Origin of the sequence: Enterococcus viikkiensis (genome assembly GCF_005405345.1) — a bacterium.
Lineage (GTDB): Bacteria > Bacillota > Bacilli > Lactobacillales > Enterococcaceae > Enterococcus_A > Enterococcus_A viikkiensis.
The window spans coordinates 247,541-266,472 of the sequence record NZ_BJDW01000001.1; the positions used below are offsets into that span (position 1 = coordinate 247,541).

Consider the following 18,932-nt stretch of genomic DNA (forward strand, 5'->3'; position numbering starts at 1 on the left):
TTAAACTATCTTTATAGTGAATAAAATAGGGAGTGCGACCTGTAATGGCCGCACTCCCTATTTTTTATTTGATGGATAAATTATTCTGCTCGCAATGCGATAGCCGCATCTTTTTTAGCCGCCATTTTGGCAGGAATGTGTCCGCCGATCATGGTTAATACGGTCGAAACGAGGATTAAAATAACTCCGTGGACTGGATTTAATTGCGCCACGTCTTTAAGTTCAGTCATATTATAAAGAATCGCGTTGATTGGGAAGGTCGCAAGGTAGGCGATCAAGACACCTAAAGTTCCTGAAGCAACACCTAAAATACACGTTTCCGCGTCAAACACTCGGGTGATATCCTTCTTCCGTGCGCCCAGCGCTTTCAAGACACCAATTTCTTTGGTCCGTTCAATGACAGAAGTATAAGTGATGATCCCAATCATAATCATGCTGGTCACTAGTGAGATTCCAGCGAAAGCAACTAGAACGTAAGTAATGGCGTCCATTAAACCGCCGGTCAATTCAGTCATCGTGCCTGCCAAGTCAGTATAAATGATCTTGTCTTCTTTTGGTTTGCCTTTGTTGTAATCATCCAAATAGCTTAAAATTTGTTCTTTGTCTTTATAATTATTTGGATAGATCATGATGCTGCTTGGGATGCTGTCGCCGCCTAAGTAGGCCAAAGTATTCTCCTTAGCAGCCTCATCTAATTTTTCGTTGGTCATGACATTTGTATCCGCATCTTTTTGTGCTGCGACAATCTCAGAATTTTCATTATCTTTGACGATTTTAGATGTCAGTTCATTGCTATAAGCAATCCCTGGTGCTAATAAATTCATAGTCGAAGAACTTTTCACCCGTAAGATTCCTGAGATTTTTAACGTGTCATTGTTTGCATTATCAAACATTGCTTGGTAATCATTTTTAGGAATAAAATTCCCTGTCGGTAATTTTTGATAATATTCATTGTTGTTAATCAATTTGAATTGGGTGCCGACGATCTTATCAAAGTTCAGTTTTTCACCGTCTTTCAGCTCAAAGCCAAGATTTTTTAATGAATTGATATTGGTGCTATTGTTCGCGTCAACAATGAGTACCACATCGGTAGTCGCTTTTGGATAAGCCCCAGCTAACAATTTATAATTGTCCTCTAAAAAGTTCCCAGAGCTTTCATCTAGCTGCGTAGGGAAAGACGAAACGCCCATTCCGGTCATGCTAGACACTGCGCTCATCATGGAAGGGCCGCTGTCTGGTGCTTCATTTGATAGCTTGACTGGTTTCACATCCCCGTCGACATCACGCAAAAGGTTCATTCCCACAACACGCGTATAACCGATATTATTACTTAGCTTAGGATCGATATTATTAATGTAGTCGATATATTTTTGATCGATCTTATTCGTATGTTGCGCTTTGTCTTCATCACTGATTTTCGCGATGATTTCATTTTTGCCAGCTTTATTTGAGTCACTCACTTTTTCTGAGCCTAATGCTTGATTGCGATTCGCGGTCTGATCTGTCGTGGTTTTCGAGATCGTAATCGGATACTTCGCCATCGTTTCTGCTTGGGTCGTATCAATTTGCTTTTGAAAACCGCTGGACAGTGAAAGCACAATTCCGATACTGATGATCCCAATACTTGAAGCAAAGGCAGTCAAAAAGGTCCGCCCTTTTTTGGTACGCAAGTTATTGAAGGACAGCTTCAAGGCAGTGATGAATTTCATCTTGGTTCGTTTTAATTGAAACTCTTCCCCTTTCTTTCCTTCGATATGGGGATGTGAGTCATTCAAAATCTGTCCATCAGAAAATTGAATGGTCCGATCAGCATATTTATTTGCTAGTTCAGGATTATGCGTCACCATGATAACCAATTTTTCTTTGGACAATTCTTGGATCAAGTTCATGATTTGAACACTGGTCTCGGTATCCAAAGCACCCGTCGGTTCATCACAAAGCAAAATATCTGGATCGTTGGCTAACGCTCGCGCGATGGCGACCCGCTGCATTTGTCCTCCAGAAAGCTGATTTGGTTTCTTATGCATATGATCGGCCAGACCTACTCGCCGTAGCGCATCCTCAGCCCGTTGCTGCTTTTCTTCCTTCGAGACACCGCTGAGGGTCATCCCAAGCTCTACATTATCGATAATTCCTAAATGACTGATCAAGTTGTAACTTTGAAAAACAAACCCGATGGAATTATTACGATACGCATCCCAATCGGCGTCTTTAAAGGTTTTCGTTGATGTCCCGTCGATGATCATATCACCGGAATCATAATTGTCCAAGCCACCGATTACATTCAGCATCGTCGTCTTCCCTGATCCGCTGGCTCCTAGGATCGCGACGAATTCTTGTCGGCGAAATGCAACCGACACACCGTCTAACGCTTTTGTGGTGGTATCGCCCACATGATAATATTTTTTTATATCTTTTAATTCTAACATCGTGTCACCCTTTTCTCTTAGTTTACATCGTAAAGATAGCATGGCATTATTAACTCAAAATGAACAAAAATTCATACTAGGTTCACAGTAATTCGTTATCATTATTGAACAAAAAGGGGGGGCAACGCAAATGAATCGAATACTTATCGTAGAAGATGATGAAAATTTATCAATCCTTTATCAATCAGCTTTGAAAAATGAACGTTTCGAAGTGTTTCGCGCGAGTAATGGCGTCGCTGCACTTGAACTTTTAGAGCGACAATTCATTGATCTGATCATCAGTGATATCATGATGCCGGATATGGATGGCTATGAGCTTGCAGAAAGTTTACGGCAGGCGGGCTATGAACTGCCGATTTTAGTTATCACCGCCAAAGATTCTTTTGAAGATAAAAAACGCGGCTTCACCATTGGGGTCGATGATTACATGGTCAAACCAATCGATGTAAATGAAATGATTTTACGCGTAGATGCGCTCCTGCGGCGAGCCCAAATCGTCCACACGAAGGAATTAATCGTAGGTCATACGCAGCTCAGCCAAGAAACTTACCAAATTAAAACGCCGAAGCAACGTGTGACGCTACCGTAAAAGGAATTTTTACTTTTATATAAGTTACTGGCTTACCCCAATAAAATATTTACCCGTCAACAATTAATGGATGAGATCTGGGGATTAGATTCTGATACCGATGAGCGAACGATTGATGTTCATATCAAGCGCCTGCGAACTCGCCTAGAAAATAATCCCGATTTCACTATCGAAACAATCCGTGGATTAGGCTATAAGGTGGTCCTTCTATGAGGAAACGAATCTTTCCCCAACTATGGATGAATTTTGTCGCGATCATCTTTTTACTGATGGTAATCGTCTTAGCTTTTTTCATTGCGATGCTCTTTCTCGTGAATCATTTTCAGCTGCTGACACCAGAACGTGAGGGGCACCTCTTCCCACTTTATTTCATTATTTTTCTAAGCCTAGTAATCGGTGCCGCTCTTTCGATCTTTGTCGGCAAACGAATCCTGCAGCCCATTGGCGACTTGCGGCAAGCTATGAGTCAAGTGGCTAAGGGCGATTTCACGATCCAATTGAGTGAAGACAAGCAAATGGAGGATGTCGAGGAACTGTATCACGATTTCAATTTGATGGTAAAAGAATTAGGCAGTATCGAAACTTTGCGTAACGACTTCGTCTCAACGGTCTCCCATGAATTTAAAACACCGATCGCTACTATCAAAGGCTATGTCCAACTTCTACAAAACGAGACACTGTCTCCTGCTGAACGAGGAGAGTATTTGGAACGAATGCTTGATGGTACTCAGCAGTTGACGTATTTAACCGACAATATTTTGAAGCTCAGCAAATTGGAAAATCAAGGATTAGGATTAGACTTTCAAGCCTTTCGTTTAGACGAACAGATTCGTGAGGTAATTTTATTTTTGCAACCGAAATGGGAGCAATTAAATCTAAGCTTGGATTTGGATCTGCCTCGGACCGAATTTTATGGCAATGAAGAATTTTTGTATCAAGTCTGGTTAAACTTAATGGATAACGCCATCAAATATAGTCAAAAAGACAGCCGTATCCATGTCCGCCTGCAAAATACAGAAAATGAACAGATCATCACTCTCAGCGATGAAGGAATCGGTATGACCACTGAGATTACGGAGCGCATCTTCGATAAATTTTATCAAAGCGACACCAGTCGAAAAACAAAAGGCAACGGACTGGGTTTAGCTCTTGCCAAACAAATTGTTGACCTACACCAAGGGCGTATCGAAGTCAAGAGTTCTCCTGATCAAGGCAGCAAATTTAAAATATATTTGCCGACTAACTTGAAAAATTCATAATTTATTGTGGGATTAGGCATAAAAATTCACGAATAGTTACTATTTCTTTTGTACGCTAGATATAGTTAAAGGAGAGGATGACTCAAATGGAGGAACAAACAGTCACTAAATCTGTGTACTTTGTTGAGGAAACACAAAACATTGAAGGTGCGTATGTCGAAGTGAATACACTTTTTGTGGCCGAGGATCAAAAACAAGCCACAAAAGTTTATGAAGAACTAGTCAAAGAACAACCGAAAAAATCATTTGGTCTTTTATTAAATGAATATATCATCAACGCGGAAGGCGGCTTTTTCCAAAACCTGTTGGCATCTTGGAAAAACCTGCCCGCCGAATTTTATCGCAAAATGCAAATCCTAACCTATCGTCCGTTAGCTGAATATCAAAATTAGCCTATACAGCTACTTCAAAGTGGCTGATCTTCAGCACGTATACGATTCCATTAATCGCCTTAAAAATCCGAAGAGAAACGCGCAAAAAAAAGTCACTCACAAGGAGTGACTTTTTTAGATCATCGATAATAAAAAGACTGCAGCTAACCCCGTAATTACAGAGATCGCCATGGAACGAGTTTTGTAAGCAACCCCAGCCACTAAAAACATCGCGATAATTCGAACGTTGCCGATTACATCAAATTGATTATCGCTAATAAAGACATCTTTAAATACTAATGCAGCAAATAAAGAAATCGGCACATATTTCATCCAATCACTGAACCATTGCGGGACTTGACGTTGCGAAAAATATAGCATCGGAAACAATCGCGGCAAATAAGAAGCCGAGAAGAGACACAAAATTAGCAACAATAAAGAGCCATTACTCATGATGAACCTCCTCACCGGTCAAATCATAATGATTCGGCCCGTCATTTTTGGTGTTGGATGTTTTGCGAAAACGCTCAATCAGATAGCCGACAAAAGAGGCTAACAATGTGGCTAAAATCAACCCAAAGGTATTTTTAAACATCAGCATAAAAATAATCGCTAGCCCACCAGATAATAAGCCCGTGATTAGCAGCAAGCCATTGTTCATTTGCATCATGAACATAAAAATAAACATCGCTGTCAAAGCAAAATGAACCAGTTCAGTATCAACATGGATCACCGAACCAAAAATCGTTCCTAAAATTGTGCTTCCCGTCCAAGAAGCCATCGAAAACCAATTGACATACAACGCTTTCTTACGATTCCATTCAGGATCGGTAGAATACTTCAAATAATTTACAGCATAGTTTTCATCATTCATTGATTGCGAAAACAAAGCGATGAATGAACGTTTCTCTTTTTTAAAAAATTGCGATAAGCTGGAGCCAAGCAGTGCATAACGTAGCTCCAGGAAAAAGACCATTAAGATGGTGGACACAAATGATGCATGGACACTTAGCATTGAGACGACTAAAAATTGTGCGCCTCCTGAAAAGACCAGCATCGAAAGTAAGGCAGTCAGAAAAATATTGAACCCCGCTTTTTGCAGCAGCATGCCACAGGCCAAGCCGACTGGAATATAGCTTAAACAAAGTGGGAGCACTGCGTAAAACGCCTCTAACCATGGTGTCCTTTTTTTTACAGGCATGGTAATTTCTCAATTCCCTTCACGTTCACAGGATAAAAAGCATTCTCATTCTAACACATTCTTGCCAAAAAAGGAGTCCCTGTAATCATCTTATGAGTTTTATGAAAACGATCATAATCATTCGTAAAATTCAGGAATTTATCGAATTTTTCTTTTAAAAAATTTAATTTGGTTAATTAAACCGAATTATTTTTTTCTAAACTTTATAAACATCTGCTTTTGCGAAATAAAAAGAGGAAAGTTTTAAATGTTTCTTATGAAAAATTCATGTACAATTACAGCTTTGCTCCTTTTAACCGCTGAATAAGTTTTCTTTTTTTGTGAGTGAAGTGAGTTCATTTAACGAATCTACTTTACTAATTAGAGAGGAGATGAAATTTGAAGAATGATTTTCAGAAAAAATATGTTAAGATAGTTAGCGAAAAGAGTTGAAGTACAGATGGAAAACAGTTTTCATGAGAATCGTTCGGTAGGATTGCTCTTGACTTTTATCGGTGGAATGATGGATAGCTATACTTATATACGTTACGAAGCCTTTGCCTCGGCTCAGACTGGGAACATCGTCTTAGCAATCATTCAAGCGTATGAGCAGCAATGGAACATGGTAGGAAAAAAACTCCTTTCTACCTTATTCTTCTTCTTCGGGATTCTCTTAACTAAATTTATGATTGATTATTTCAAGAAAAAACAGCTTCATTTTTGGCGATTATTCCTGCTTTATTTTGAAGCGCTGGTCTTTTTTTTGATCAGTTTGCCTTTTTTACAGCCTCATCCAGCCATTATTACGATCATGATCGCCTTCACTGCCGCCATTCAATGGATTGCTTTTGATAAAATTAACGGCTTAGCCTATACGAATTTATTTACAACTGGTAATTTGAAAGGCGTTGCGACAAACCTTTACGATTATTTAACAACAAAAGATGCTGGCGCTAAAACCCGTTTCTTCCATTTCTTATTCGTCGTCGTAGCTTTCGTTTTAGGAGTCATCGTCTCTGTCTTCTTTTATCGCTGGATCGCAGCAAAAACAGTCCTTTTGATTGCAGGTTTATTTTTATACTTAGCTCTTTCAGAAACTTTTTTTGTGTGGCGTTTTCAAAGAGAAATACATTTATTCAGATAAAACAAAATCAGGCTCCTCTCTCAAATGAGAGAGGAGCCTGATTTTTTTATCCTTTGAAAGCTTTAACCAATAAAATCAATGGCGTTATCACGTTACTTGTCTTTAGATAGATGAACTTGGTTTCTCACAAAGGTTTCAAATGCATCGCTCCCGCTGACATAGACTTTAAATAGGATTCTTTCATCCTTATTTATTCCGATAAAAGCCCGCTTTGATTTCAATGAAATCTTGGAATAATTGAAATAAATGAAAAAGCTGGGCTCGTTCTTCAAAGGCTTGACGATTTTCCGGCAATGTTTTCTTCTGATAACGCTGATCAACTTCTTCGATCTTAAGTAAAATCGCTGAGCCATCATTTTCTTCTGATAAGGTTTCCGCAGTGAATTCAAATAATTCTTTTAGTTCCTGTACATCTTCTGGCGCTGCGGACAGCCGATTCAAAATTTGCAGCATGTCCGAAAAAATTTTTAATTGCAGACGCCGCATCGCAAAGTATTCAAAATAATAACTATTGCCGTTGAAAAAATGATTTTCTTCATATTCTAGCGACCGCGTTTGCGCCTTTTTCACAAAATTTTGCAGCGCTAGACATTCCTGCCGCAGGATTTCTTCTTTGTCTGGTTGATTAAGAAACGCCGACATCCGATCCAGCATTTTTTTCATTGTCACTTCAACGACTATCTGATCTTCCTGCAGTTGTTTTTCAGTATTTGGCATATAAAGATTGGCTGCCAACGCACAGCCCACGCCAATCACCATCAACAAATACTCGTTAATCACCAACGTCAGAGGCATGGCTTCAGCCGCTAAATAATGGGTGATCAAGACCGAGCTGACCGCAATCCCTTCCGCTAAATCAAAACGAATCGATAAGGGAATAAACAGGATTAAATACAGACCAAAGACGATTGGATGAAAGCCTAGCAGTAAAAAACAGCCGGCAGCAATCACCGTGGCTAAGGTCAGAGAAAACAACCGGTTCAACGCGGTCTTTGCGGTTGAACGCTTCGTATTGGTGACAGTCAAGATCGTGATAATGGCAGCTGAAGCGGCTGAATCTAATTGTAGTCCTCCCGCCAATAATAAAGCAATCGGTGCCGCCACCGCTGTTTTGATTGTTCGTAAACCTATCTTCATTTATACCCTCCTGCTTTTGGCTAAGCCATTGTTTGTACATTTATTTCAGCTTCTTAAAAAAGCTTACACTAAAATCACTTGGGAAAAAAGAATTATCCACATCAGAAAACCATTCGCAACTTCCGATCTTTTCTTGTATAGTAAATAAGTTGAACCCGTTAAGCAACAGACAAATAGTATTAAGGTCTTTATCTTTTTTTAAAGGAGTGATAGAAGTGGAGAGTTGGCTTTTTTTAGGACTGATTTTATTAGTGGCCTTTGTTGCGAAGAATCAAAGTTTGTTGATTGCTACAATCGCCGTCTTAGTGTTGAAATTGATCCCTCATTCGGATAAATTTTTAAGTCTCTTAAATAAACAAGGTATCAATTGGGGGGTGACGTTGATTTCGGCCACGATCTTAGTTCCCATCGCCACCGGTGATATCGTATTGAAGGATCTGCTAAATACGTTAAAATCGCCTTTAGGTTGGGTCGCAACCATTTGCGGCGTCTTAGTTGCTGTCTTATCTTCCAAAGGAATCGGGCTGATTAATCAATCGCCAGAGGTCACCGTTGCCCTTGTTTTTGGAACGATCATGGGTGTGGTCTTCTTAAAGGGTGTGGCCGCTGGTCCTGTCATTGCAGCCGGAATTACTTATTGTATCATGCAAGTCATTCAGACTGTAACCACTCGTTAAAGTTAACATCCAACTTAACCCCACCTTCTTTTGTGTAATCGGAAAGAAGGTGGGGTTTGATTGTGTCCAGAAAAGTTCTCTTGTAAGATAGAAGTAAGATGGAGGTGACGATTATGAGTAAACAATCCAAGACAGCTCGTTTGCGCCAAATCGTGACGATCGTTAATCGCTATAGTTTAGTAAAAAATATTACCCAGCAGAAAAATCCGGTCGATGTTCGCAAAGCCTTTGAAGAATTAGGTCCGACCTTTATTAAAGTAGGACAAATGATGTCCGTGCGAACCGATATTTTTGCTTTAACTTTTACAAAAGAATTACGCAAGCTTCAAGATGACGTAAAGACGGATGACTTCGACTCCGTGAAACAATTAGTCGAACGTGAGTTAGAAGTTCCCTTAACGGAAATTTTTGAAAGCTTCGATGAAGTCCCCTTCGCTTCCGCCTCAATCGCCCAAGCCCATCATGCGAAGCTAAAAAATGGCCAATCGGTAGTAGCTAAAGTCCAGCATCCAGACATCGCTTCTGAAATCGAAGTAGACTTGTCCCTATTTGAAAAAGCAATCCCTTTGGCTAGCTGGGTGCCCGAAAGTAACGTCATTGATTTAAAAAATATTTTAAAAGAAATCCGCACTTCTTTGCAAAATGAATTGGATTTTCAAAAAGAGTTGGACTTTGCGGAAAAATTCTACCAGCTGAATCATGGGTGGAAAGAGGTTCGCGTCCCAAAAATGGAACCCGCCTACTCCACCAAAAAACTGATCGTGATGGAATGGATGCCCGGGACAAATCTAAAAGAATTAATCAACGCGGATGACGAGCCGCAAATTCACACCGACTTATCCAATAAAGAGCTGAAAAAAATGGTCAGCGAACTGTTGATCGATCATTTTATGAAAGAAGTTTTTGAGGACGGCTTCTTCCATGCCGATCCCCACCCTGGAAATCTTTTGCTGCAGCTGATGACCGCTGGCGAAAATCAACAGAACCAGCCGTTAAAAACAAAGGAATATGCCGGCAAGCTGGGAAAGCTGCCTTATGAACTTACTTATTCAACTAAAGAAAAGCTGCGACCTTTTCGTTTAAATTTCATCGACTTTGGAATGATGGGCACCATTAGCGGTGAGATGCAAATAAAGATGAGCAATACGATTATTGCCATTTACAGTAAAGATACCCAGCGAATCACAAACGCAGTCCACGCAATCTGTAAGCAAGTTGGCAGTTTCGATGAAGAAACCTTCACCGATGAATTAGATGAATTTTTGAATCGCTATTTGACGCTGCCTATCAAAGAAATCGATCTGCAAAAAGTTTTCTCACAAGTCGTTCTGATTTGTCATGATAACAATTTACAAATTGACGACTCTGTAACCATGCTGATCAAAGCCTTTGGAACATTAGAAGGTGTGATTGAAGATTTGAACCCTGACTTGTCTTTATTTGAAGTCGTTGCACCTTTTGCTCAGAAGTATTTCATTCAACAACTTGATTTAAAAAATGAATTACAAGAGACCGGGCTAGATTATTTAACGACCCTAAAAGCTTTACCTAAACTTCCCAGTCATACCTTAAATGCCTTAGACACTTTTGCAAAAGGCAAAGGCAAGTTAAATCTTGAACTAAAAAATCAGCGGAATTTACTGGAGCGAGCAGAAGCGATGGTCAATCGACTGGTAATTGGTTTGATCCTCTCTGCACTAGTGATCGGTTCTTCTCTGCTAGTCCAAACTTCCCCACAAGGAGATACCTTAATTTCAGATTTAGGGATCTTCGGTTACGCCATCGCGGCCCTCTCCATTCTCTTTTTGATTTTAGAAAGTATTTATCGTCGCTATCGCAAATGGAAAGAGCGTTAGCTCCCCACTGAACTCACCCTTCAAAGAGGCTGTACAACGCCTCTTTCTTTTTGTCAAAAAAATCACCCTATCTTTTTTTTCCAACCTCTTAAAAAAAATGAAGTGTTATAGAAAAAATCGCTTGTCAGCCTTGTTTAATTCCTATAAACAACGTAAAAAGAGTCTCTATAGTAAAAGTGAAAATCATATTTTTTTACAGGAAAGGGATAACATTTTATTATTTTATTGTAAACAATTTAGAAAATTTGAAGTAAGGGGGTGCGACATGAACAAGGGGTTGAAAACCATCCTAATCATTTTCTTTTTGATTTTGCTTTCGATTTTTGTACCAGTCATGGCGATTTATTATTTTGTCGCTTCAAATCCATTCGATTTGAGTGCTCTGCAAGAATTTGTGCTATCAAACACATATGCACAGATTTATCTTTTCTGGGTAGCTGCTGCTTTAGCAATTTTGTCACTGATTGCCATTCTGATCATTATCTTCTATCCAAAAAGAATCACCAAATTTATTTTGCATGAGCAAAAAGGAAAATTGCTATTGGATAAACGAGCCATTGAAGGTTACGTCCGCACAAGTTTAAAACAGGAAGACTTCATGGACACGCCTAAGGTCAACGTGACTGCCACAAAAAACAAAATAAAAGTCAATGTGCGTGGACAGTTGAAAAAAACTTCATCCTTGATTGGTCGAACGGATTCTTGGGCCCAAGGCGTCGAAACACATATTCGCCAGTTACTTGGACCTGAAGAAAAAGTTGCTATCAAGGTGAAATTCCAGGCGCTTGAGCCTGAAAAAAGTCCAGCGACGACGGTCAGTCGACCGCGTGTAGAATAGGAGGAACAGCGATGCAAGAATATTTATCACGAGACAAACTACCTTTAATCTGTGGTGTCTTAGGTTTTATCTTAGCTGTACTATTCTTTACGGTCGGCTTCTTTAAAACTATTTTATTAATTTTAATCACAGTTATCGGTGTAGCTGTCGGCATTTATTTGCGAAACAACCACATTTTAGATGACTATCTAAAAAAATAAACAACAAATTGATTGAATCTTGGCAGGTTCGTACATTAATAATACTTAGGAGGAATAAATAATGGAAAACTCAACAATCAAAACAGGAATGAACACAGGGGCAGATACAACAAAAGATGTAAGAGGCGAATTAACTTATGATGACAAAGTAATCCAAAAGATCATCGGAATCGCTTTAGAAGACGTGGATGGCTTATTAACAGTTGATGGTGGCTTCTTCTCAAACATCAAAGACAAATTAGTGAACAGCGACGATATAACTTCGGGTATAAGTACTGAGGTTGGTAAGAAACAAGTGGCAGTTGACATGGATATCGTTGCTGAATACGGTAAAGATATTGACGACATTTACGAACAAATGAAAAAATTAATTTCTGAACAAGTGGCTAAAATGACTCACTTAGATGTGATTGAAGTCAATGTCAACGTTGTTGATATCAAGACTCGTGAAGAATACGAAGAAGATAGCGAAACGGTTCAAGATAAAGTAAGTAGCGCTGCACAAACAACTGGGAAATTTGCATCAAAACAAACCAACCGTGCGAAGAATGCTGTCAGCAATCAAACAGACAAAATCAGTGAAAATATGGAATCAGAACCCCGCGTTCAATAATCGTTCCCCACGGACTAGCTGCTCCTTGGCTAGTCTTTTTTTAAGCGCCGCAGCCCTCATTATCAGGGCTACGGCGCTTTTTGATTTTATTCTATTTATACATCTTGATAGGCTAAATAATCGCCATAGGTTTCGGCTGCTTTTGTTCCTTTGATAATTGCTTGACGGACGGCTTCCACCGTTAAAATCGAAACCGCTTCAAAGCTAGCTTCAATTTGATTGGCTCCCAATACAAATAGCGTATCGCCATCATAAGTTGTATGGGACGGTCGAATCGCGCGAGCAATTCCATTATGACTAATATCCGCCAGTTTATTCATTTTGGCTTTTGGAAAAGTAGCATTGGTCATGACACAACCAATCACGGTATTTCCTTCGAAAAGACCAGACTCATTTTGATAATGTTCCAAGAAAAGTTCTTCGGAAAAGCCAATCCTACTTTCACCAGTTTTTCGTGCGCCAGCAATAATTTTTCCAGCTTCTTCTTCAAAAACATCCCCGACTGCATTAACGGCGATAACGGCAGTCACCCACAAATCCCCATGGCGCATCGTATGCAGTCCAATGCCACCTTTCATCGCCTGCTGCGGGCCGTTAACCGTTCCCACGCTACAGCCCGTTCCAGCACCGTAATTTCCTGCTTGAAAAAGTTGTCCATCAAATGCCGCTTCACAAGCTTTCCGTCCAGCCTGATAATCTGGTCGAACACCTGAACGACCGATCCGCAAATCAAATAGACTAGCTCCCACAACATTAGGGACATAGGTGATTCCCATGTCTCGTCCAATATTATTTTCTTCTAGAAAATCTACCACGCCGGCATTCGCTGCCAAACCAAATGCGCTCCCTCCAGAGAGGGTGACACCGTGAACGAATTTCCGATTGTTTTCTGACTTTAATGCATCTGTGTCTCGCGTATTCGGTGAACCACCTCTCACTGAAACGCCACCTGTCACACCGTCCTGACATACGATCACGGTGCAACCAGTCATTGCTTCTGCATCAGTATATTGTCCAATGCGAAAAAATTCTTGATATGCTTCCATTCATTTTCCTCCGGTCATTTTCTTTATTTTAGCCGATTTGTCCGTCTCTCTCAATCCTTGGCAAAAAGTCCAAACAAAAACCGCCAATTACAGGCGGTTGATGACTTCATCGACATTTTTGATGGTAACTGAGATGGTTCCATCCGGATTGTTGATGAATTCGATTAATTCAGGATTGCGATAGACATCTAAAGGAACGATCAATTCGATGCCGTTCGATAATTTCAATTTTTGCTTGCCATATTTTTTCTCGGTGATCTCTCGAACTTCTCGTAGAAGTGGCGCTTGATCGACATATCCTTTTTCCACAACTTCTTCTTGAAACGCCATTTGCGCTGAGACATTGTCTTTAAAAACTTTTTGTGCGACGCTCTTGGCATCGATCTGTCCGCTTTCTTCCACAATATCGTAGACCGCTTCTTTTACATCGGCGATGACATCATGCTTTTGGCTTTCAAACTTTGCACCAATTTTTTCGGCGACTTTTTTAATCACCCGAACATTTTCTTCCAAAGACGGGGCCGGTTGACTTTCAATCACTTGAGTAGAAAAATACAACCGCTTCTCACCTGAAAAAGGATACTTTTTCTCGATCAATTCATAACTTAAATTGCTTAAATTAACGACGATCCCTTCATCAGCCTTTTGGGTCTTCCCAGACAGTAGCGCCCGATGAATGATCAATTCATTCTTCAGACCACTCTCATCTGAATCGACAATGTGAGTATAACCTTCATGATAATTAACCTTTAAAAAAGCTAAATACAGTTGCGTATCTTCTTCATACAGCGCGACAAACGCATCGGCACTGGGCGCCTCTTCACTTTCTTTATACGCTTCATACCAGCGAGAGACCAACCGCTCACTAGCGGACAAAAATTCATGCTCCGCCTGTTGACTCACTAAGGCAAACATTGAATCTTCCGCCAACGTACCCGTCTTGGTTTGAGCGGAAGATAGCTTTTGAATTTTTTTCGTTAAGTAATCCCGCACATATTCCTTCGTTAAATCAAGTTCACTTTGACTAAAGATTGGGTCGCCAGACTCGCGATCCACAATATGCAGTGCGGCTTTTTTTAAATAAATGTCCATATATTCCCTGCTTTCTATCTCAACTTTACTACTATACACAGGAAGCAGGGTGTTGCGCAACTACTCTTTCACGACAAGTTGACCATCTTTCATTTGGTAGACCTTATCACTCCATTTTGTCATTCGTTCATCATGGGTCACCATCACAATCGCTTTGTTGCGTTCATGAGACTCTTTTGCCAAAAGCTTGACAACATCAAAGGCATGATCAGAATCTAAGCTGGCTGTCGGTTCATCCGCCAAAATCAATTTAGGATCATTGAATAACGAACGGGCGATAGCGACACGTTGGCGTTCGCCACCGGACAAGGCTTTCGGATATTGCTCCCGCAATTCCCAAATATCTAACGACTTCAACAAGTCTTCCGCTTGAGCTGTCTTTTTTTCTTTTTCGATCTTTTCGACGAATTGAAATTGTTCCTTGACCTTTAGAAAAGGAATCAAATTAGAGCTTTGTAAAATAAAGCCGATTTCCTTAAACCGTGCCTTTGAGCGTTCCTTTTCCTGCATTTGACCAAAGTCTGCACCGTTGATCATTATTTTTCCTTCGGTGGGGGTTTGTAATCCCCCAGCGATTGTTAGAAATGTGCTTTTCCCTGAACCAGAAGGCCCAATCACACTGACGAACTCGCCTTCAGCAACCGTAAAGTCCACATTTTTTAAAGCCGTTACTTCGGTATGTCCTTGACCAAATTTCTTCACGACACTTTTCATCATTAATACATTATTCATTTTATTCTCCTCCAATCGCAGTGACCGGATCGACTTTTGTAACCGTTCGGATCGAGAACAATCCACCGATCATGGCAACGAATACTAAAATCACACTATACAATGCCCACTCTTCCCAGTGAACTGCAAACGGCATTGCAGTTGGCAAGACAGAACTTGTCAAAACGCTCAGTCCGACTGCTACGGCAACTCCAATGATGCCAACGAGAAAGGCTTGTGCTAAGATCGAGCGAACTAAATAGTTCGTTGCCACGCCTTGTGCTTTCATCACGCCGAAGATCGACGTTTTTTGTAGCGTGATGACGTACATAAAGATTCCGATGATCGCAGCTACAACAACAAATAAGAAATAAATCATTGTATTCAACGTCAATTTTTCTGGTGAATAGCCTGGAATATTTTCAATAAACGTCTCAGGCGTCATACTCGTTAGTTTTGTCTGATCCTTCTCTTGGTCAATCGTCGTTTTTCCTTTGGTGGCAATCAAATTGATTGGCTGGTTGCCGCTTGGCTGTGCCCCATATTTCAATGTTTTGAAAGCTGCCGGCGTTACATACAGCACCGGAGCGATCGTATAAGTACTCGCCTTGGTCACACCGACGATTTTCAATGTTTGATCACCGATTTTTATCTCTTGATTTAATTTGTAGCCTTCTGCTAAAAGATTTTCCGAAACGATTGCTTCTTTATCATTTTGATACAACCGTCCTTTGATGATTTTTGGTACAACAAATGAATCCTTGGCAGTCCCAAAAATCGAAACATTCGTCTTTTCTGACCCGCCTTTGTGCTCTACCGCAGTGGCGTAGACACCAATCCCGGCTTTTTCTTTAGCCGTCACTCGATCCAAGTCCTGCATTTGTAGTTGTGAGGCGTTGGCAATTTTATTACTGTCCTCCGACAAAATTATTTTTGTGGCTTGCCAATCATCCACTGCCTTCCGATTTCCATCAGCCAAACCGTTGGCTAAACCAGATAACATGAAGACCACATAGGCCACCAAGATCATAATACCGACAACTAATCCGTATCTTAATTTCGCATAGCGAATTTCTTTCCAAGCTAAAAACATCTCTCTCATCCTTTCCAATGGGACAATCATACATCATCGGTGACATAATGTCACCGATTTTGTTTTATGCTATACTAAAAGAAAAGAAAATAGAGGTAGAGGTGTCTTTATGCCGAAAAAAACTTTTTTAAATTTACCGGAGGAGCGACAAGGAGAAATCCGCGATCTGCTGTTGACGATTTTTTATGAAAAACCGGTCAGTCAAGTCAAAGTCAGCGAGATCGTCGATGCGTTGCAAATGTCGCGAGGCATTTTTTATAAATACTTTGAAGATTTGAATGATGCTTATGACTATTTGATCCATTATTATGCTGGACAGATTCACGGGGAGATCATTGCCTACATGATGCGGCAGCAAGCTGATTTTTTCAAAGGCATCGAAGACTTTTTAGTGATGCATGTTGACCTTTCTCACGAGAGTCCCCGCTATCAGCAGCTCGTGCTATTAACGCAAAACAGCTACCTTTTCTCTTATCGTCCAACTACAAACCACGGTATCCTCGAATGGCAAGAGCTTTTGGTGAAGAATCATTTTGACATGCCTTCTGTTGACGAACAAATCAGCTTTTTATACTTTTCTATGAAGCTGGTAATCGATTCCCTAACAGATATGCTGGCCAACCACTGGAACAAAGAGCAATTATTACAAGACTTCCAATTCAAAACACAATGGCTAACTAAAGGAATCAAAAAGAGCTGAGATTTCCTCAGCTCTTTTTGATTTATGCTGTTGCTTTAGTATTGATGCACTTTTGTTTGGACTTGCTTTTGAATCATTTGGATCAGCTCAGCTTTAGGCATTTCAATTACTTCTTGACTGCCGTGTTTACGTAACGAAAATGTTTCTTCCGATAGTTCCTTATCGCCAATGACTAAAATATAAGGAATTTTCCGTAGCTCTGCTTCCCGGATCTTCTTCCCTAATTTTTCATTACGAACATCTTTTTCTACACGAATTCCGGCTTCATTAAATTCTTGGAATAATTGTTCCACCCCTGCTTCATGAGCCTGTGCAACACTGATTAATTCTACTTGTTTCGGTGCTAACCAAACTGGAAAGGCCCCAGCATAATGTTCGATCAAAATTCCTAAGAAACGATCTAGTGACCCAAAGACCGCACGGTGAATCATCACCGGACGAGCTGCTTGATTTTGTTCATCAATATAGCTTAAATCAAATTTTCCAGGCATTTGGAAATCTAATTGAACAGTCGCACATTGATGACTACGATTCAATGCGTCTTTGATATGAATATCAATCTTCGGACCGTAGAAAGCGCCGTCGCCTTCATTGATATTGTATTTATAGCCTTGATCAGTCAAGACTTTTCCTAATGAAGCTTCTGCTTCATCCCATAATTCAATTTCACCCATGAAATCATCTGGACGAGTCGATAATTCCACCGAATATTCGAAACCGAAAATTTTGTATACTTCGTCAATAATCTTTAACGCCAAAGCAATTTCTTGCTCGATTTGATCACGACGGACAAAGATATGGGCATCATCCTGACAAAAAGTCCGGACCCGCAGCAAGCCATTCAAAGCCCCACTGAATTCATGGCGATGGACTTGACCGAATTCAGCCATGCGAATCGGTAGATCCCGATAGGAACGCTTGCGATCCTTGAAGATCAAACAATGTCCCGGGCAATTCATCGGTTTCAAAGCATAATCTTCATCCCCGACTTTTGTGAAATACATATTATCTTTATAATGATCCCAGTGACCTGATTGCTCCCATAAACGTTGGTTCATGATCAAGGGTGTTTGGACTTCTTTATATTCATATTTGGCCTGTAATTCCCGTAAGAATTTTTGCAGCTCATTGCGGATGATCAGACCATTTTCTAAATAAAAAGGCATCCCTGGTGCTTCGTCAGAAAACATAAACAAGTCTAATTCTTTCCCTAATTTTTGATGACTACGTTTTTCTGACTCTGCCAAAAATTCTAAATGATTGTCTAGCTGGCTTTTTTCTGAGAAGACTGCACAGTTCACTCGCTGCAACATTTCATTTTTCGCGTCACCTAGCCAATAAGCCCCAGAAACTTTAGATAGGGAAAAATGTTTTGCTACTGATAAATCCAATGCCGCTGGCTCTAAAAAGAATTCGGATACCTCGCCTAACGTATAAACAAAAACCGACTGCTCATCCTCTAGCTCATTCAACGCGAATAATTTTAGCTCGTTGTCTTTAAAGACTTCTTTTGCTTCTGAAACAGCCAAACGTGTACTTTCAATCCGGACACCTTTTTTGATTTGCTTTTTCATATGACGTTCCAGTTCTTTCAATACTAAAACACTTAGAGGTTGATCTACTCGCAAGTCTACCCACAGACCTTGACCAGCACCTTGCGCGTGGGCAAACAGTGCTTCAGGAAAACGTTCTTTGATCGCTTCTTCTAATAACAGGCTGACCGTGTGACGAATCGCTGTCATACCTTCCTTAGAAGACCGGTTATAAAATAAAATTTCTGTATTATGATCGATCGGAGTTGATAAATCAACAACTTCTCCATCGATACTGCCAACAACTGCCTGCTTAACAGAAGGGTCATTTATCTCAAACAAGGTAGTGTCTTCAACCACCTCTTGCTTATTTCCATTAGGTAAAACGACTTCGATTTCTTTTGACATACAACTCAACTCCAATCTATTTTTAGTAAATTTTTTATTCATTGATTTCCTCAACTC

General features: G+C 40.2%; 18 protein-coding genes and 1 pseudogene. 10 read left to right on the forward strand and 9 right to left on the reverse strand.

Features of this window, described 5'->3' with window-relative positions; all coding sequences use genetic code 11:
• Nucleotides 1–80 precede the first annotated feature (80 nt).
• The gene (locus FFM67_RS01165; protein ID WP_137612843.1) at nucleotides 81–2,429 is read right to left on the reverse strand and encodes an ABC transporter ATP-binding protein/permease; all 2,349 of its coding nucleotides are present in this window, start codon (nucleotides 2,427–2,429) and stop codon (nucleotides 81–83) included.
• A 130-nt stretch (nucleotides 2,430–2,559) separates the two neighbouring features.
• Here FFM67_RS01165 and FFM67_RS01170 point away from each other — a divergent pair.
• From FFM67_RS01170 to FFM67_RS01180, 3 genes and pseudogenes are all read left to right on the forward strand, one after another.
• Nucleotides 2,560–3,231, forward strand: a pseudogene (locus tag FFM67_RS01170) (response regulator transcription factor).
• Nucleotides 3,228–4,277 carry a HAMP domain-containing sensor histidine kinase gene (locus FFM67_RS01175; RefSeq protein WP_137612844.1) on the forward strand — a complete coding sequence of 350 codons (1,050 nt, stop codon included), beginning with the start codon at nucleotides 3,228–3,230 and terminating at the stop codon, nucleotides 4,275–4,277. Before FFM67_RS01170 ends, FFM67_RS01175 begins: the two are co-directional and overlap by 4 nt.
• Before the next feature lie 86 nt (nucleotides 4,278–4,363).
• The gene (locus FFM67_RS01180; protein ID WP_137612845.1) at nucleotides 4,364–4,669 is read left to right on the forward strand and encodes a hypothetical protein; all 306 of its coding nucleotides are present in this window, start codon (nucleotides 4,364–4,366) and stop codon (nucleotides 4,667–4,669) included.
• Nucleotides 4,670–4,783: 114 nt separating this feature from the next.
• Here the strand turns inward: FFM67_RS01180 and FFM67_RS01185 are convergent, their stop codons facing one another.
• Nucleotides 4,784–5,101, reverse strand: coding sequence for an AzlD domain-containing protein (locus tag FFM67_RS01185; RefSeq protein WP_137612846.1), 318 nt, complete (start codon nucleotides 5,099–5,101; stop codon nucleotides 4,784–4,786).
• Nucleotides 5,094–5,849 carry an AzlC family ABC transporter permease gene (locus FFM67_RS01190; RefSeq protein WP_137612847.1) on the reverse strand — a complete coding sequence of 252 codons (756 nt, stop codon included), beginning with the start codon at nucleotides 5,847–5,849 and terminating at the stop codon, nucleotides 5,094–5,096. The genes FFM67_RS01185 and FFM67_RS01190 overlap by 8 nt, the downstream gene beginning before the upstream one ends.
• Before the next feature lie 439 nt (nucleotides 5,850–6,288).
• Between FFM67_RS01190 and FFM67_RS01195 the strand changes: the two genes are divergently transcribed.
• On the forward strand, nucleotides 6,289–6,972 hold the full coding sequence (locus FFM67_RS01195) for a YoaK family protein (RefSeq protein WP_137612848.1): 684 nt from the start codon (nucleotides 6,289–6,291) through the stop codon (nucleotides 6,970–6,972).
• Between the two features lie 186 nt (nucleotides 6,973–7,158).
• Here the strand turns inward: FFM67_RS01195 and FFM67_RS01200 are convergent, their stop codons facing one another.
• On the reverse strand, nucleotides 7,159–8,109 hold the full coding sequence (locus tag FFM67_RS01200; protein ID WP_137612849.1) for an aromatic acid exporter family protein: 951 nt from the start codon (nucleotides 8,107–8,109) through the stop codon (nucleotides 7,159–7,161).
• Between the two features lie 215 nt (nucleotides 8,110–8,324).
• Here FFM67_RS01200 and FFM67_RS01205 point away from each other — a divergent pair, with 215 nt between their 5' ends.
• From FFM67_RS01205 to FFM67_RS01225, 5 genes are all read left to right on the forward strand, one after another.
• Nucleotides 8,325–8,786, forward strand: coding sequence for a DUF441 domain-containing protein (locus FFM67_RS01205; RefSeq protein ID WP_137612850.1), 462 nt, complete (start codon nucleotides 8,325–8,327; stop codon nucleotides 8,784–8,786).
• 113 nt (nucleotides 8,787–8,899) lie between these two features.
• Nucleotides 8,900–10,642, forward strand: a complete 1,743-nt coding sequence (locus tag FFM67_RS01210; protein WP_137612851.1) for an ABC1 kinase family protein — start codon at nucleotides 8,900–8,902, stop codon at nucleotides 10,640–10,642.
• A 265-nt stretch (nucleotides 10,643–10,907) separates the two neighbouring features.
• On the forward strand, nucleotides 10,908–11,480 hold the full coding sequence (amaP, locus tag FFM67_RS01215; protein ID WP_137612852.1) for an alkaline shock response membrane anchor protein AmaP: 573 nt from the start codon (nucleotides 10,908–10,910) through the stop codon (nucleotides 11,478–11,480).
• Nucleotides 11,481–11,491: 11 nt separating this feature from the next.
• Nucleotides 11,492–11,680, forward strand: coding sequence for a DUF2273 domain-containing protein (locus FFM67_RS01220; RefSeq protein ID WP_137612853.1), 189 nt, complete (start codon nucleotides 11,492–11,494; stop codon nucleotides 11,678–11,680).
• A 61-nt stretch (nucleotides 11,681–11,741) separates the two neighbouring features.
• The gene (locus FFM67_RS01225; RefSeq protein ID WP_137612854.1) at nucleotides 11,742–12,293 is read left to right on the forward strand and encodes an Asp23/Gls24 family envelope stress response protein; all 552 of its coding nucleotides are present in this window, start codon (nucleotides 11,742–11,744) and stop codon (nucleotides 12,291–12,293) included.
• A 95-nt stretch (nucleotides 12,294–12,388) separates the two neighbouring features.
• Here the strand turns inward: FFM67_RS01225 and FFM67_RS01230 are convergent, their stop codons facing one another.
• From FFM67_RS01230 to FFM67_RS01245, 4 genes are all read right to left on the reverse strand, one after another.
• Nucleotides 12,389–13,339, reverse strand: coding sequence for a P1 family peptidase (locus FFM67_RS01230; protein ID WP_137612855.1), 951 nt, complete (start codon nucleotides 13,337–13,339; stop codon nucleotides 12,389–12,391).
• A gap of 87 nt (nucleotides 13,340–13,426) precedes the next feature.
• Nucleotides 13,427–14,431, reverse strand: coding sequence for a nucleoid-associated protein (locus FFM67_RS01235; protein WP_137612856.1), 1,005 nt, complete (start codon nucleotides 14,429–14,431; stop codon nucleotides 13,427–13,429).
• 60 nt (nucleotides 14,432–14,491) lie between these two features.
• The gene (locus FFM67_RS01240) at nucleotides 14,492–15,163 is read right to left on the reverse strand and encodes an ABC transporter ATP-binding protein (protein ID WP_137612857.1); all 672 of its coding nucleotides are present in this window, start codon (nucleotides 15,161–15,163) and stop codon (nucleotides 14,492–14,494) included.
• 1 nt (nucleotide 15,164) lies between these two features.
• Nucleotides 15,165–16,235: an ABC transporter permease gene (locus FFM67_RS01245; protein ID WP_137612858.1), complete on the reverse strand. Its 1,071-nt coding sequence runs from the start codon at nucleotides 16,233–16,235 to the stop codon at nucleotides 15,165–15,167.
• A 109-nt stretch (nucleotides 16,236–16,344) separates the two neighbouring features.
• Here FFM67_RS01245 and FFM67_RS01250 point away from each other — a divergent pair, with 109 nt between their 5' ends.
• Nucleotides 16,345–16,935 (forward strand): TetR/AcrR family transcriptional regulator, encoded by a 591-nt coding sequence (locus tag FFM67_RS01250; protein ID WP_137612859.1) that lies wholly within the window; start codon nucleotides 16,345–16,347, stop codon nucleotides 16,933–16,935.
• Nucleotides 16,936–16,970: 35 nt separating this feature from the next.
• Here FFM67_RS01250 and thrS read toward each other — a convergent pair whose 3' ends face one another.
• A complete protein-coding gene (thrS, locus tag FFM67_RS01255; protein ID WP_137612860.1) occupies nucleotides 16,971–18,875 on the reverse strand; it encodes a threonine--tRNA ligase in 1,905 nt (634 codons plus the stop codon).
• Nucleotides 18,876–18,932: the final 57 nt, after the last annotated feature.

Excerpts from the sequence above, each read along its gene's own strand:
- FFM67_RS01240 (WP_137612857.1), bottom strand. The coding sequence starts at position 15,163 with ATGAATAATGTATTAATGATGAAAAGTGTCGTGAAGAAATTTGGTCAA.
- amaP (WP_137612852.1), top strand. The coding sequence starts at position 10,908 with ATGAACAAGGGGTTGAAAACCATCCTAATCATTTTCTTTTTGATTTTG.
- FFM67_RS01230 (WP_137612855.1), bottom strand. The coding sequence starts at position 13,339 with ATGGAAGCATATCAAGAATTTTTTCGCATTGGACAATATACTGATGCA.
- FFM67_RS01190 (WP_137612847.1), bottom strand. The coding sequence starts at position 5,849 with ATGCCTGTAAAAAAAAGGACACCATGGTTAGAGGCGTTTTACGCAGTG.
- FFM67_RS01165 (WP_137612843.1), bottom strand. The coding sequence starts at position 2,429 with ATGTTAGAATTAAAAGATATAAAAAAATATTATCATGTGGGCGATACC.
- FFM67_RS01250 (WP_137612859.1), top strand. The coding sequence starts at position 16,345 with ATGCCGAAAAAAACTTTTTTAAATTTACCGGAGGAGCGACAAGGAGAA.
- FFM67_RS01210 (WP_137612851.1), top strand. The coding sequence starts at position 8,900 with ATGAGTAAACAATCCAAGACAGCTCGTTTGCGCCAAATCGTGACGATC.
- FFM67_RS01180 (WP_137612845.1), top strand. The coding sequence starts at position 4,364 with ATGGAGGAACAAACAGTCACTAAATCTGTGTACTTTGTTGAGGAAACA.
- FFM67_RS01195 (WP_137612848.1), top strand. The coding sequence starts at position 6,289 with ATGGAAAACAGTTTTCATGAGAATCGTTCGGTAGGATTGCTCTTGACT.
- FFM67_RS01200 (WP_137612849.1), bottom strand. The coding sequence starts at position 8,109 with ATGAAGATAGGTTTACGAACAATCAAAACAGCGGTGGCGGCACCGATT.
- FFM67_RS01245 (WP_137612858.1), bottom strand. The coding sequence starts at position 16,235 with ATGTTTTTAGCTTGGAAAGAAATTCGCTATGCGAAATTAAGATACGGA.
- FFM67_RS01235 (WP_137612856.1), bottom strand. The coding sequence starts at position 14,431 with ATGGACATTTATTTAAAAAAAGCCGCACTGCATATTGTGGATCGCGAG.
- FFM67_RS01175 (WP_137612844.1), top strand. The coding sequence starts at position 3,228 with ATGAGGAAACGAATCTTTCCCCAACTATGGATGAATTTTGTCGCGATC.
- FFM67_RS01220 (WP_137612853.1), top strand. The coding sequence starts at position 11,492 with ATGCAAGAATATTTATCACGAGACAAACTACCTTTAATCTGTGGTGTC.
- FFM67_RS01185 (WP_137612846.1), bottom strand. The coding sequence starts at position 5,101 with ATGAGTAATGGCTCTTTATTGTTGCTAATTTTGTGTCTCTTCTCGGCT.
- thrS (WP_137612860.1), bottom strand. The coding sequence starts at position 18,875 with ATGTCAAAAGAAATCGAAGTCGTTTTACCTAATGGAAATAAGCAAGAG.
- FFM67_RS01225 (WP_137612854.1), top strand. The coding sequence starts at position 11,742 with ATGGAAAACTCAACAATCAAAACAGGAATGAACACAGGGGCAGATACA.